The organism is Streptomyces sp. NBC_00210 (genome assembly GCF_045160975.1).
GTDB lineage: Bacteria > Actinomycetota > Actinomycetes > Streptomycetales > Streptomycetaceae > Streptomyces.
This window is the reverse complement of sequence record NZ_CP108120.1, coordinates 647,880-660,673: the sequence shown is the minus strand read 5'-3', so window position 1 is coordinate 660,673 and position 12,794 is coordinate 647,880. Positions and strand designations below refer to the sequence as shown.

Sequence of the window (12,794 nt, the reverse complement as noted above, 5' to 3'; positions counted from 1 at the left end):
TCCACCACCTTATGCCAACATGATTGACGTTAATAGTGGGGGGCGCGTTGGATCAGATTCGACAGGCGCCGCGCCCACAAGCGGCGCCCTGCACACCTGTGTCTGGGAAACGGAGTTTGGCCATGCGTGTTCTTCTCGTGGGAGCCGGCGGCGTCGGCACCGCCATCACCCGGATCGCTGCCCGCCGGTCCTTCTTCGACCATGTGGTCGTGGCCGACTACGACCTCTCCCGCGCGCAGGCCGCCGTCGCGGCCCTGGAACCGGACGGCCGCTTCAGCGCCGAGCAGATCGACGCGAGTGATGAGGGGGCCGTCACCTCCCTGCTGCGCAGCCGGCGTTGCGACGTCCTGCTCAATGCCACCGACCCCCGCTTTGTGATGCCGCTGTTCCAGGCGGCCCTGGCCGCCGGGGCGCACTACCTGGACATGGCGATGTCGCTGTCCCACCCGCACCCGGACCGCCCCTACGAGCTGTGCGGCGTCAAGCTCGGCGACGCCCAGTTCGAGCAGGCCGCGGACTGGGAGAAGGCCGGACGGCTCGCTCTCGTCGGCATCGGTGTCGAACCCGGGCTGTCCGACGTCTTCGCCCGTCACGCGGCCGACGAACTCTTCGACGAGATCGAGGAGATCGGCATCCGCGACGGGGCGAACCTCACGGTCGACGGCTACGACTTCGCGCCCTCGTTCAGCATCTGGACCACCATCGAGGAATGCCTCAACGCGCCTGTCGTCTACGAGGCCGGCCGCGGCTGGTTCACGACCGCCCCCTTCAGCGAGCCCGAGGTCTTCGACTTCCCCGAGGGGATCGGCCCCGTCGAGTGCGTCAACGTCGAGCACGAGGAGGTCCTGCTGGTGCCGCGGTGGGTGGACGCGGGCCGTGTCACCTTCAAGTACGGCCTCGGCGAGGACTTCATCCGTACGCTGCAGACGCTGCATCTGCTGGGCCTCGACCGCACCGATCCGGTGCCGGTGCCCGCGGCGGACGGATCGGGCACGGTCCATGTCTCCCCGCGGGACGTGGTCGCCGCCTGCCTGCCGGACCCGGCAGCCCTCGGGGAGCGTATGCACGGCAAGACCTGCGCGGGCACCTGGGTCAAGGGCACCAAGGACGGCCGCCAGCGCGAGGTCTACCTCTACCACGTGGTCGACAACCAGTGGTCCATGCGTGAGTACGGCTGCCAGGCCGTCGTGTGGCAGACCGCGATCAACCCCGTCGTGGCCCTGGAACTGATCGCCGCCGGCACCTGGTCCGGCAGCGGTGTCCTCGGCCCCGAGGCTCTGCCCGCCCGGCCATTCCTGGACCTGCTGACGGAGTACGGCTCACCCTGGGGCATGCGCGAGCAGTGAGGCTCGGTGTCCGGTCAGCTACCGTTTGCGTCAGAAATGTGTGTTTCGCGCACACTGGCCTCACGGCGGAAGGGCGCACGCATGGACCCGCAACTGGACGGCGCTGTGCGCGGCGTTCCCGGACCCATGTCGGCATGACGACCCCGGACCCGGAACCGCGATCGGCCGACTCCGAGCACACGGCCGCCACGGCAGCCCGCGCCGGCGACACCGCGGCCGCGCGGCTCAAGGAACGGATCTACGCGACCATCACCTTGACCGCGGTCGTGGTGACCCTTGCCGAGGCAGAGGACCCCGACCACCTCGAAGCCGCGCTCACCGTGGCGGCGGCAGCGCTCGGGGTCTGGCTGGCCACGCTGGTCGCCGACGAGCAGGCGCACCGAGCCGTGAGCGGGCGCAGCGCGAACCGCGCGGAAATCCGGACGGCGTTGTATGTCTCGAGTCCGCTGCTGCTGAGTGCCGTGGGGCCACTGGTGCTGATCGGTATGTCGGCACTGGACGTGATGGGTCTGGAGACCGCGCTGATGACAGCGGCAGGCGTGGAAGTGGCGACCCTGTTCGTGTGGGGCTGCCGGACAGGCCTGAGGATGGGCAACGGGCCGCTGAGTGCCCTGACCTCAGGCCTTCTGGACACCGTGATCGGCGCCGGGGTCGTGGCCGTGAAGCTCATCGCCGGCCACTAGGGCCTGTCTTTGGGGTCAGGCCGGATCAGCCCGGCAAGATCGGCCGGACAGGACCTGAGCCTGCCGGTCAACCTCCGGCCGGTTCGCGCGCCTTGCGCAGCGCCTGGTGGACCGACCAGAGGACGGACACCAACGGCACGGCCACCACCGCCCCCACCACTCCGGCCGCGATGGCGCCGCCGATGACCGTGAGCGCGACCACCACCGGATGCAGCTGAACGGCCCAGCTCATCACGATCGGGTGCAGCACATGGCCCTCGATCTGCCCGATGACCACGATGAGGGCGACGACCAGGGCCGCGATCAGCGGGCCCTTGGCCGCCAGCGCCACCACGGCGGCGACCGCGAGGGCGATGGGCGAGCCGATCAGCGGAATGAAGGCCGCGAAGAACTCCAGCAGAGCCAGCGGGACCGCGAGCGGCACGCCGAGAACGAAGAGGGCCACGCCGACCAGGATCGCGTTGGTCCCGGCCACCAGCACGATGCCGTGGGTGTAGCCCGTGAAGGTCCGCCAGGCCGCGCTGCCCCCGATCGACACCCGTTCCCGTGCGCCCTGCGGAAGCTGGTCGCAGAACCAGCTCCACTGCCGGTCGCCGGAGTGGATGAAGAAGACCGAGGAGAACAGGGCCAGGGCGAACACGGTCAGGACTTCGACCACCCGGCCGGCGCCGCTGATTGCCGTACTGATGAGGGTGGCCCGGTGGCTGGACAGGAACTCCCCGATCCGGGACTGGAGGTCGTTGAGTGCCCCGGGGTTGAGCCGGAGCGGCGGCCCCTCCAGCCAGCGTTCGATCCTCCCGAAACCTGAGCGGAACTCCCGTACGAGCCCGGCCTGCTCTCCCGCCACCGCCTGGCCGACCAGCGCCAGGACCCCGAGGACGACGACGATGCTGCCGAGCAGGGACACGGCGACGGCGAGCGGGCGTGGCATGACGCGTTCCAGGAGGTCGGCCAGCGGCCGGAGCATCGCGGTGATGACCATGCCGAGGAAGACGGCCACGGCAACCTCGTGGAACCGGCCCAGCAGCGAGAAGACGGCGTAGACGACGGCGCCCACGACGAGGATCCGCCAGGCGTACGCGGCAGCCGTCCGCAGGGTGGGGGACACCCGCAGCTCGACGCCGGGCCGCGAGCGGGGCGGTGGCCGCCGACCCGCTCGGTTCCCGGTCGGCGGGCGGGTGCCGCCGCCCAGTGCCTGACGCGACGCCGTACGGATCCGGTGCCGGCGCCCGGGGGAAGGCGCGCCGGGGTCCGGATTTTTGGGCTGCGGATCCGTGGGCCTGGACATCCACAAGCTCGTACCACCGGAGGCCCTTCCTGCCACGCCACCGGCCAGATATTCGCCCGAAGGCACCCGAACCGTGTGCCGGGGTCCACAGAGCGACGGGACCTTGATGACCCCGCCGTCGGCGCGCACCCGATCGGCCGCGTCGCCCGGCGGGGGCAACGCGGCCATGAGCCGCACGCCGTGGGCCGCTCGGCCTGCGGCCCGTTCGGGCTCAGCCGCCGTTGTTCTCCGGGTGGGTGAGGTTGACACCGGTGCGCGGGTCGAAGACATGCATGCGTGAGGTGTCCACCCACAGTTCGGCCCGGCCCCCCTCGGTGATGCGCGTGGACGCGTCGAGCCGGGTGACGATCTTGTTTGCTTCGGCTCCGGTCTCCTTCTGGCCGGAGTCGGCTGCCAGCTCCTCGAGTTCCGAGGTCATGGTCGGCTCCCAGCCCTCCTCGGTGACGTAGGCGTAGACATCCGAGCCGAGGGACTCGATCACTTCCACGGTCACGGTGAACCGCGTCCCTTCCCGGTCCGGATCCACAAGCGAGGCGTCCTCGAACGCTTCGGGCCGCAGCCCGACGATGAGGTCGCGCGGTGCGTTCTGGCGCTCCAGGCTGCGACGGATCTCGTCGTTCACCGGAAGGGCACCGATGGCGGTGTGCAGCCTGTTCTCCTCCAGCGTGGCGTGGATGAAGTTCATGGCGGGTGAGCCGATGAACCCCGCGACGAACAGGTTGCGCGGGGCGTCGTAGAGGTGCTGCGGGGTGCCGACCTGCTGGACGATGCCGCTACGCATGACGACCACTCGGTCCCCGAGGGTCATGGCCTCGGTCTGGTCGTGGGTCACGTAGACGGTGGTGGTGGCCAGACGCTGTTGGAGGCGCGAGATCTGGGTGCGCATCTGCACCCGGAGCTTCGCGTCGAGGTTGGACAGCGGCTCGTCCATCAAGAACGCCTTGGGACTGCGGACGATGGCGCGGCCCATGGCGACACGCTGTCGCTGGCCACCTGAGAGGTTCGCCGGTTTCCGGTCAAGGTGTTCCGTCAGGTCGAGGATCTGGGCGGCCTCCTCCACCTTGCTCTTGATGGTGGCCTTGTCGACCTTGGCCAGGCGCAGAGCGAAGCCCATGTTGTCGCGCACGGTCATGTGCGGATAGAGGGCGTAACTCTGGAAGACCATCGCGATGTCGCGGTCCTTGGGCGCCTTGTCGTTGACCACCTGATCGCCGATGCGCAGTGTGCCGTCGGTGATGTCCTCCAGCCCGGCGATCATGTTGAGGGTCGTGGACTTGCCGCAACCGGAGGGACCGACCAGGATGACGAACTCCCCGTCTGCCACGGTGAGGTTGACGTCCCGCACGGCCAGGGCGCCGTCGGGATACCTCTTGGTGATGCCCTCGAGAACAATCTCGGCCACGGTCGGTGCTCCTTGTCCTGACGATCGGCTGCTGCCGGTCAGCCCTTGACGGCCCCGGACGTCAGTCCGGCGACGATGCGCCGCTGGAACAGCAGCACGAAGACGATGATCGGAATGGTGATCACCACCGCGGCGGCGGCGATCGAACCGGTGGGCTGCTGGAACGCGCTGCTCCCGGTGAAGAAGGCGAGCGCCGCCGGCACGGTGCGGGCCGCGGTCGTCGAGGTCAGGGAGATCGCGAAAAGGAAGTCGTTCCAGCAGAAGATGAAGACGAGGATCGCGGTCGTGAACACGCCCGGCGCTGCCAGGGGTGCGATCACCAGCCGGAAGGCCTGGGCGGCAGTTGCCCCGTCGACCTTGGCGGCCTTCTCCAGGTCCCAGGGGATCTCCCGGAAGAACGCCGAGAGGGTGTAGATCGCGAGCGGCAGGGAGAAGGTCATGTACGGGATGATCAGCCCCAGCCAGGTGTCGAAGATCCCGATGATGCGCTCGATGTTGAACAGTGGGGACACCAGGGAGATCGGCGGGAACATCGCGATCAACAGGGACATACCGATCAGCAGCTTCTTGCCGGGGAAGCGAAGCCTCGCCACGGCATAGGCGGCCATGGTGCCGAGCACCACGGCGATCACCGTGGAGATCAGGGCGATACCGATCGAGTTGATCAGGGCACGGGTGAACTCCGAGGTGTCGAAGATGCCGCTGTAGTTCTCCCACGTCCACTTGTCGGGGACGAAGTTGCCGTCGGTGAGGGTGCTGGGGTCCTTGAACGACAGAGCCGCGATCCACCAGACCGGGAACAGTGCGTAGGCGATCACCACGATGTTGGTGATGGCCCAGCCGGTGATGTGCCTCTTGCCTGCGCTGGCCATCAGCGTCCCGCCTCCCCTGCGCCGGGGGCGGCAGCCCCGAAGAGTTTGATGAAGGCGAAGGCGATCACGCCGACGCAGATGAAGATGAGCACGGAGATTGCCGATCCGATGCCGAGGTTGAGTGACGTGAACAGGTTGTCGTAGCCGAGAATCGACACCGATCCTGTGCCATGAGCACCCGACGTCAGGATGTAGATGTTGTCGAAGATCCGGAAGGCGTCCAGGGTGCGGAACAGCAGGGCGACCAGGATGGCCGGCTTCATCAGCGGCACCGTAACCAGAATAAAGCGCTGCCAGGAGGACGCACCGTCGACCATGGCGGCGCGCAGCGTCTCCTCCGGCACCAGGGCGAGTCCGGCCAGCAGGAGCAGGGCCATGAAGGGGGTGGTCTTCCAGACCTCGGCGAGGATGATGATCCCGATGGCAGGCCACTGCTCGGTCAGCGGGGCTTCACCCGACGGAAGCAGCGCGGCGAGGTAGCCGGTGTCCGGGGTCCAGGCGTACTGCCAGGAGTAGGCAGCGACGACCGTGACGATGCCGTACGGGACGAGGATCGCGGTACGCACGGTCCCTCTGCCGAAGATGGCGCGGTGCATGACCAGGGCCAGCGCGAAGCCGAGGACGAGTTCCACGGCCACCGAGACGGCGGTGATGAACAGCGTGACCCAGAACGCCTCCCACCAGAAGTCGGAGGAGAGTACGGCCCCGTAGTTGCTCAGGCCCACCCACTTCGCCTGGTTCGGGAAGCGCAGGTCGTAGCGCTGCAGGGACAGATAGATCGCGTAGCCGATGGGGTAGGCCGTGACGGCGAGCATGACGACCACCGCAGGCGCGCACAGCAGCCAGCCCAGCCGTCGTTCCTGCCGTGCGCCCTCGGACAGTGCCTCGGCCGTGCCGGGGGCCGGGGCCGTAGCCGTAGCGGAGGTCGGGGTGTTCACGGGATCAGCCCCTTGGACTCGAGGGCGTCCTCGATCTGGCTGCCGATTTCATCGACATCGCTTCGGGGATTGATCGCCGAGGGCGGGGAGAGCGTGTGCGAGATCGCGATGGACACGTTCTGGTAGGCGGGGGTCTGGGGGCGGGTGCTCGCGTTCTCCAGGGCCGAGAGCACGTCGGCGGCGAACGGGTAGCTCTTGATCAACGCCTTGTCGGAGTAGAGCGAGCGCAGGGTGGGCGGAAGTCCGCCCTCGATCGCCGCGGTCATCTGGTTCTGACGATTGCGCAGGCACAGGGCGGCTTCGAAAGCGAGGCCCGGGTGCTTCGAATAGGCGCCGATGGCGAGGTCGATGCCGCCGATGGTCGGCCTGGAGGGCCGGCCGGGGACAACTCCTGGGTACGGTGCCCAGCGGAAACTCTTGAACAGCTCGGGGTTGTTCGCCTTCATCGAGGGATAGACAAACGGGTAGTTCAGCTCGAAGGCCGCGGTTCCCGACTCCATGGCCAGCCGGTTCTGGTCCTCCATCTGGTTGGACAGGGAGGGGTCTGCGGCGGGAGATGTGGCCAGGTCGTGCATGATCGTGGCCGCCAGGACCGCGGGCGGGCCGAGCGAGGGTGCGGTGGCCGTCCGGTTGAGGATGGAGCCGCCCGCGCTCTCCACGAGCGTGTTGAACCAGACCGTCAGACCCTCGTACTGGGCGCCCTGGATCTCCACGAAGTGGGGCTTGCCCTGCTTCGCGAGGACGCGCGCCATGGCCAGCATCTCCGCCCAGGTCTTGGGCGGCTTGGGCACGAGGTCGCTTCGGTACCACAGCAGCTGGGTGTTGGTGTTGTAAGGGACGGCGTACAGCCTGCCCTTCCACGTCGCCGTTTGCAGCGGCACTGCGAGGGTGTCCTCGGTGGCCCTGCGGCGGTTGCTGCCCGTCCACGGCAGGATCCACTTGGCCTCGGCGAACTCCGCGGCCCAGGTGACATCGAGGCCCAGGATGTCCATGGCACTGTCCTGGGCGGCGAGCCGGCGGACGAGCTGCTGACGCTGGCCGTCCGCGGCGCGCGGGAGCTTGTTGTACGAGATGCTGTACCGCCCGCCCGAGGCCCGGCTGCAGTTGGTCGCCGCAGTGGCCAGGGCGCCCGAGTCGTCGGGGAAGTTGTACCAGTTCAGGTGGACCGGGCCGCCGGATTCCTCTGAGCCGCAGGACGTCAGCAGCCCGGCCAGCAGCGACAGCGCGGCAAGGCACCGCAGCCGTTGCGCGGCACGACTTCCGGCGGTTCGCGGCGAAGCTTTGCCGCGCACCCGTACCGGACGGGCCTGTCCGTTCGTGCGCCCCACCATTCACCTCCCGGCCGGCGGTCACCGGGTGTCTGGTCACCCCGTGCAGCGCCATCGTCGCCGTGAACCTAACGGTTCCTTTGTCGTTGCCCGCGGAGGGCGGCGTGTCGGAGGGGGGAGATCCCCCGGATGGCCAGGGGGCGGCCGGCACAGGGAGCCGGCGCTGTGCGATCGCCACCACTGGCTCTTTCCGCCTACGAGGCACAGGAGAACGACGGCGACTCGGCGGCGCACACGAGGCCGTACCGGCTCGCACTTCTCGCCTCAACGGAGTCCAGGCCGGCGCCCTGCACAGGCGACTGGCCGCCCTCGACGGCCGCCCCCCGCCAGCCGCTCACTGCTGCTCCGCGGGGCGGCCACCGCGTCCCTCTCGCAGATCGCCTGGTGGGGTGCGCTCGCCATCGGCTTCCTCCACAGCCGGCAGTGACGTGCGCGGACCGGTTCCTTGAACTCGTCCTCGCGCGAGAAGCACTGTGTGCTCGGCGTCGGCGGGGCCGGCTCGTGGAGGTCCCAGCCCTCGAACGCGTTGCCGGTGTTCACATTCCGCTCCTTCCCGTCGGCTCCGCCGGGCATCGCCCGGGCGCCGTTCGGTTCGGGGGACCACAGCGTGACTCGGCCGTCCGGGGGTGTCGGGCACCTTGCTCCGACAGCGGTGTGTCGCACGCAAGGTCCTCGGTAGCCCGGCCGGCGGCGCACCGGATGCCGCCCCGCCCGGAACGCGGCAGGGTGGCAGCCACCAGAACCATCCCGCACAGACGAGGACCGCCCATGTCCGTGACCGATCACCGGCGCCTCTGCGTCGTCGCCGGGGCAGCGCTCTTGACCATCGCCGTCTCGGGCTGCTCCGGCCTCGGTCGCACCGCGGTGGGCACCATCTCCTACGGATCGGCGGACGAACGCTATGTGATGGTGTCGAACCCTCCGGTCAAGGGCTGCCACGGCCTCGGGCCCGCTGGTGCGAGTGCGGTCGCCAACAACACGCTGGTCGACATCATCCTGTATCCCGGCCAGGACTGCTCAGGGGACGAGTCGACGTATCTGCCGACGGAGACGTCCGACACCGTCGCGCCCGGCGGACGGCTGTGGCGCAGCTACTCCCTGGTGCACTGAGGCCTGCCGGGAGGGCCGGCCATGCCTCTCGGGGCGCGCCGGCAGCCGGCGATGCCGGAGTCAGGGCTCCCCGTCTTCCGGGATGCCATCGCCGGCCGGGTGCCCGGCGGGCACCCGGTGGCACGGCTACCACTGTGGACTGCTGTCCCTCAGATGAGCCCCTGGGCGAGCATCGCGTCCGCGACGCGCTCGAACCCCGCGATATTGGCTCCTGTCACATAGTCGCCGGGCGCTCCGTAGCGCTCGGCGGTCTCGTAGGTCACGCGATGGATATCGCGCATGATCCCCGCGAGTTCGTCCTCCACGCGCCCTGGTGTCCAGGAGTCCCGGGCGGCGTTCTGGCGCATCTCCAGGGCGCTGACGGCGACGCCGCCCGCATTCGCGGCCTTGCCCGGGCCGAAGGCCACCCCCGCGTCCTGCAGGATGCGAACCGCCTCCGGAGTGGTGGGCATGTTGGCGCCCTCGGAGACGGCCTTGACTCCGTTGCGGACAAGCGCGAGAGCGTCCTGGGCGTCGAGCTCGTTCTGGGTGGCCGACGGGAAGGCCACGTCGCAGGGCACCTCCCACACCCGGCCGCCGGGAACGTAACGGGCCGAAGCACCACGACGCTTGGCGTACTCGCTGACGCGTGCGCGTTCGATCTCCTTGATCTGCCTGAGCAGTTCGAGGTCGATTCCCTTCTCGTCCACGACATAGCCTTCGGAGTCGGAACAAGTCATGGGATGGGCGCCGCTGCGCGTCAGCTTCTCGATGGTGTGGACGGCGACGTTGCCCGAGCCGGAGACCACGGCCCCCTGGCCCTCGAGCTCCTCACCTCGCCGACTCAGCATTTCGGCCGCGAAGAGCACGCTGCCGTAGCCGGTCGCCTGTGTGCGCATCGCCGAGCCGCCCCACCCCTGGCCCTTGCCGGTGAGGACACCCGCTTCCCAGCGGTTGGTGATGCGCCGGTACTGGCCGAAGAGGTAGCCGATTTCGCGGCCGCCGACGCCGATGTCGCCGGCCGGAACGTCGGTCTGCTCGCCGATGTGCCGGTGGAGCTCCGTCATGAAGGACTGGCAGAAGCGCATGACTTCGGCGTCCGAACGGCCTCGTGGGTCGAAGTCGCTGCCGCCCTTGCCGCCGCCGATGGCCAGCCCGGTGAGGGCGTTCTTGAAGATCTGCTCGAAGCCGAGGAACTTCACGACGCCGAGGTTCACCGAAGGGTGGAAGCGCAGGCCGCCCTTGTAGGGGCCGAGCGCGCTGTTGAACTCCACCCTGAATCCCCGGTTGACGTGCACCCTCCCGTGATCGTCCTGCCAGGGCACCCGGAAGATGATCTGCCGTTCGGGCTCGCAGAGGCGTTCGATGAGCCCTGGCTGCGCGTACTCGGGACGGGCGGCGAGCACGGGAGCCAGGGTCTCCAGCACTTCCCTTGACGCCTGATGGAATTCCGGCTGTGCCGGGTTGCGGCGCTCGAGGTCGGCGCGCAGGGAGGCCAGTTGGGCCTTCGAGGAAGACAGGGTCACAGCATGTCCCTTCCTGCCCGGCCGGCGGACGACGGCCCGGCCGTGGCGGTGACGGTCCAGGTGTCGTTGCCAGCCAGCAGTACGGCCTGGTCGCACTTGCTGTTCACTGCAACAGCGGTTTCGAGTCATAGGTCACCACTCCATTGCCGGAGGGGTGACGCCATGAAGGCTGTGAGATTCCGGGGCCTTCGCTTTCCGGTTGGTCAACCGGGCGACGGGACGTGCGCTCGATGTGAGCGGCGCGTCGACCTCCGACGGCGCCGCGGCCATCGCGTGGACTGTCAACAGCGGCGCGAACCATCACTGGATCGCCACCACGACCGAGGGGGTACACACGGCTGACGAGCCTGCACAGCGGCAAGGTGCTCGAAGTGCCGCAGTCGTCCACGACGAACGGCACGGGGCTCGTGCAGTGGGGACACAACGGCACCAACACGCAGCAGTGGACGCTCCAGTCCACGGGTGACGGGTACCACCGGCTCGTCAGCCGCAACAGCGGCAAGTGATGGCGATGGGCGGATTTTCAAAGTCCTTCTGTCATCACTGAGTAACACCGCCCCGGTTTCCGTATCCCTGAGCGTTGAGCTGTGTTCTCGGACCGAACGTGCGAGGGCACGGCCCGACGCTGCCGAGGGGCAATGAAGCCCCCGGTAGGCGACCACGAACAATGAGGGGCGGAGCCGTGACGTACAGGCAGAGACACAAGCGGTCCAGATGGATCGGCGTGACAGTCGCCGCAGTGGCAGCGATGGCCGTGGGAGGCGGGGCTCTCCTGATGACCGACAACAACGCCTCGGCCGGTTCCGCGAATGCCACGCGCCAGGACGCCTGGGCACAGGCGCCGAAGACGATCAACTGTCCTGACGTCGCAGTCGGTCTGTCGAGTGTGCCGCAGCAGTCGCGGCCCACCGTCGACCATGAACTGGCGCAGCTGGACAGCCAGGTCGCGGCTGCCTATGGGCAGCTCGCCGCGGGCGGCGCGAAAGCAGACCAGGACTGGGTGCGCACTCGAGTGCTTGACCCGCTGTCGTCCCAGCGCCGCCGCACGCTGGACCGTATCGCCGCCGAAATCTACCGGGCCTCGAACAGGCCGGACGGATGGGACTCGCTGGCCTCCTGCACGGTCAAGCGGGACGACGTGGCCCCCCTTGCGGCGTCCGGGTCTCCCACTGGAACCCCGAGCGCCCCGGCCCCCAATGCCTCCGCTCCGGCCGCAGGCGGTCAGGCCGCAGCCGGTCAGGGGCAGGCCGGCCCCCGAAGGTCCGACTTCGTGGACATCCGTACAGTTCGGCCCAATGTCGCCAACCCCCGGCTACAGAGCAATGCCTCCCGCGGCACCTTCCGGTCGCGCTGCGGGCGCAACGAGAACAAGCACTTCAACCCCGACAACGTGATCGTCGCCCCCGGGGTCAGCAACGGCGCCCACCACATGCACGACTACGTCGGCAATCTCGAGACCGACGCCTTCGCCACCAATGACGACCTGGCCGCCGCCGGGACGACCTGCACCAACGGAGACCGCTCCACCCACTACTGGCCGGTCCTGCGACTGCGCAACGGAAAGATCGAGGCCGACGCGAACCTCCCCGGCGGAGGACAGGACGGCAACATCGGACGCATTCTCCAGCCCGCTTCAGTGCAACTCACCTTCCGTGGCAGCCCGGTCAGCAAGGTGACTGCGATGCCCAAGTTCCTGCGCATCATCACCGGCGATGCCAAGGCGTTCACCAACGGAACAGCCAACGCCAACGCCTCATGGAGCTGCACCGGCTTCGAGAACCGGCAGTTGAAGGACAAGTACCCGCTGTGTCCGCGGGGCAGCAATGTGGTGCGTACGTTCAAGTTCCAGAGCTGCTGGGACGGCAAGAACACCGACAGCGCGAACCACCGGACGCACGTGGCCTTCGCCCGCGCCGACGGCTCGTGTCCCGAGGGATTCCGGGCCATCCCGCAGCTGGTCCAGCGGATCACGTACGGGATTTCGCCCGGCTCGGTGTTCGCCGTCGACAGCTTCCCCGAGCAGTTGCACAAGCCGGTTACGGACCATGGCGACTTCATCAACGTGATGTTCAACTCACTGATGAGGAACGCGGTGAGCTGCATCAACAACGGCCGTAGGTGCGGCTGAGGCGCAGGACCCGGCACGGCGGATGCCTCGTTGCTGCCGGGTCCACCGCGGTCGCTCGGGCGGTACACCCGTGAGAATCCGGACATTGTAGTGCCATGACCACCCATGGGGATGTATCTACGTCACTGTCCTCTCACTGACGGCTATTCGGGGGATACGCTACGTCAGGAGCGAGGGAGAGATCGTCGACGTGC

11 protein-coding genes and 1 pseudogene are annotated in these 12,794 nt (G+C 68.5%); 6 read left to right on the top strand and 6 right to left on the bottom strand.

The genetic code is table 11. The features are described from left to right. Nucleotides 1–122: 122 nt before the first annotated feature. Nucleotides 123–1,346, top strand: a complete 1,224-nt coding sequence (locus OG729_RS03165) for a saccharopine dehydrogenase family protein (protein ID WP_405804132.1) — start codon at nucleotides 123–125, stop codon at nucleotides 1,344–1,346. 134 nt (nucleotides 1,347–1,480) lie between these two features. After that, nucleotides 1,481–2,029, top strand: coding sequence for a hypothetical protein (locus OG729_RS03160; RefSeq protein WP_405804130.1), 549 nt, complete (start codon nucleotides 1,481–1,483; stop codon nucleotides 2,027–2,029). 67 nt (nucleotides 2,030–2,096) lie between these two features. Here OG729_RS03160 and OG729_RS03155 read toward each other — a convergent pair whose 3' ends face one another. The 5 genes from OG729_RS03155 to OG729_RS03135 all read right to left on the bottom strand — a co-directional run bounded on the left by OG729_RS03155 (nucleotide 2,097) and on the right by OG729_RS03135 (nucleotide 7,860). Further along, nucleotides 2,097–3,317 (bottom strand): AI-2E family transporter, encoded by a 1,221-nt coding sequence (locus OG729_RS03155; protein WP_405804129.1) that lies wholly within the window; start codon nucleotides 3,315–3,317, stop codon nucleotides 2,097–2,099. Between the two features lie 211 nt (nucleotides 3,318–3,528). Further along, nucleotides 3,529–4,719 carry an ABC transporter ATP-binding protein gene (locus OG729_RS03150; RefSeq protein WP_405804128.1) on the bottom strand — a complete coding sequence of 397 codons (1,191 nt, stop codon included), beginning with the start codon at nucleotides 4,717–4,719 and terminating at the stop codon, nucleotides 3,529–3,531. Nucleotides 4,720–4,757: 38 nt separating this feature from the next. Continuing rightward, nucleotides 4,758–5,591 (bottom strand): carbohydrate ABC transporter permease, encoded by an 834-nt coding sequence (locus OG729_RS03145; protein WP_360864915.1) that lies wholly within the window; start codon nucleotides 5,589–5,591, stop codon nucleotides 4,758–4,760. Beyond that, nucleotides 5,591–6,529 (bottom strand): sugar ABC transporter permease, encoded by a 939-nt coding sequence (locus tag OG729_RS03140; RefSeq protein WP_360864912.1) that lies wholly within the window; start codon nucleotides 6,527–6,529, stop codon nucleotides 5,591–5,593. The genes OG729_RS03145 and OG729_RS03140 overlap by 1 nt, the downstream gene beginning before the upstream one ends. Then, nucleotides 6,526–7,860 (bottom strand): ABC transporter substrate-binding protein, encoded by a 1,335-nt coding sequence (locus OG729_RS03135; RefSeq protein ID WP_405804125.1) that lies wholly within the window; start codon nucleotides 7,858–7,860, stop codon nucleotides 6,526–6,528. Before OG729_RS03135 ends, OG729_RS03140 begins: the two co-directional genes overlap by 4 nt. Nucleotides 7,861–8,625: 765 nt before the next feature. On the opposite strand from OG729_RS03135, the gene OG729_RS03130 reads away from it, so the two are divergent. Further along, nucleotides 8,626–8,967 carry a hypothetical protein gene (locus OG729_RS03130; protein ID WP_360864906.1) on the top strand — a complete coding sequence of 114 codons (342 nt, stop codon included), beginning with the start codon at nucleotides 8,626–8,628 and terminating at the stop codon, nucleotides 8,965–8,967. 149 nt (nucleotides 8,968–9,116) lie between these two features. Here the strand turns inward: OG729_RS03130 and gdhA are convergent, their stop codons facing one another. Next, nucleotides 9,117–10,472, bottom strand: a complete 1,356-nt coding sequence (gene gdhA, locus OG729_RS03125; RefSeq protein ID WP_360864903.1) for an NADP-specific glutamate dehydrogenase — start codon at nucleotides 10,470–10,472, stop codon at nucleotides 9,117–9,119. 199 nt (nucleotides 10,473–10,671) lie between these two features. Here gdhA and OG729_RS03120 point away from each other — a divergent pair. The 3 genes and pseudogenes from OG729_RS03120 to OG729_RS03110 all read left to right on the top strand — a co-directional run. Continuing rightward, a pseudogene (locus tag OG729_RS03120) lies at nucleotides 10,672–10,788 on the top strand (RICIN domain-containing protein); the annotation flags it as partial. Next, a complete protein-coding gene (locus OG729_RS03115) occupies nucleotides 10,751–10,978 on the top strand; it encodes an RICIN domain-containing protein (RefSeq protein WP_405811025.1) in 228 nt (75 codons plus the stop codon). The pseudogene OG729_RS03120 and the gene OG729_RS03115, both read left to right, overlap by 38 nt. A gap of 161 nt (nucleotides 10,979–11,139) precedes the next feature. Further along, on the top strand, nucleotides 11,140–12,600 hold the full coding sequence (locus tag OG729_RS03110; RefSeq protein WP_405804123.1) for a DUF1996 domain-containing protein: 1,461 nt from the start codon (nucleotides 11,140–11,142) through the stop codon (nucleotides 12,598–12,600). The last annotated feature ends 194 nt before the right edge of the window (nucleotides 12,601–12,794 follow it).

Coding starts and splice junctions, on each gene's coding strand:
- OG729_RS03165 (WP_405804132.1), top strand. CDS start 123: ATGCGTGTTCTTCTCGTGGGAGCCGGCGGCGTCGGCACCGCCATCACC.
- OG729_RS03160 (WP_405804130.1), top strand. CDS start 1,481: ATGACGACCCCGGACCCGGAACCGCGATCGGCCGACTCCGAGCACACG.
- OG729_RS03155 (WP_405804129.1), bottom strand. CDS start 3,317: ATGTCCAGGCCCACGGATCCGCAGCCCAAAAATCCGGACCCCGGCGCG.
- OG729_RS03145 (WP_360864915.1), bottom strand. CDS start 5,591: ATGGCCAGCGCAGGCAAGAGGCACATCACCGGCTGGGCCATCACCAAC.
- OG729_RS03135 (WP_405804125.1), bottom strand. CDS start 7,860: ATGGTGGGGCGCACGAACGGACAGGCCCGTCCGGTACGGGTGCGCGGC.
- OG729_RS03130 (WP_360864906.1), top strand. CDS start 8,626: ATGTCCGTGACCGATCACCGGCGCCTCTGCGTCGTCGCCGGGGCAGCG.
- OG729_RS03110 (WP_405804123.1), top strand. CDS start 11,140: ATGAGGGGCGGAGCCGTGACGTACAGGCAGAGACACAAGCGGTCCAGA.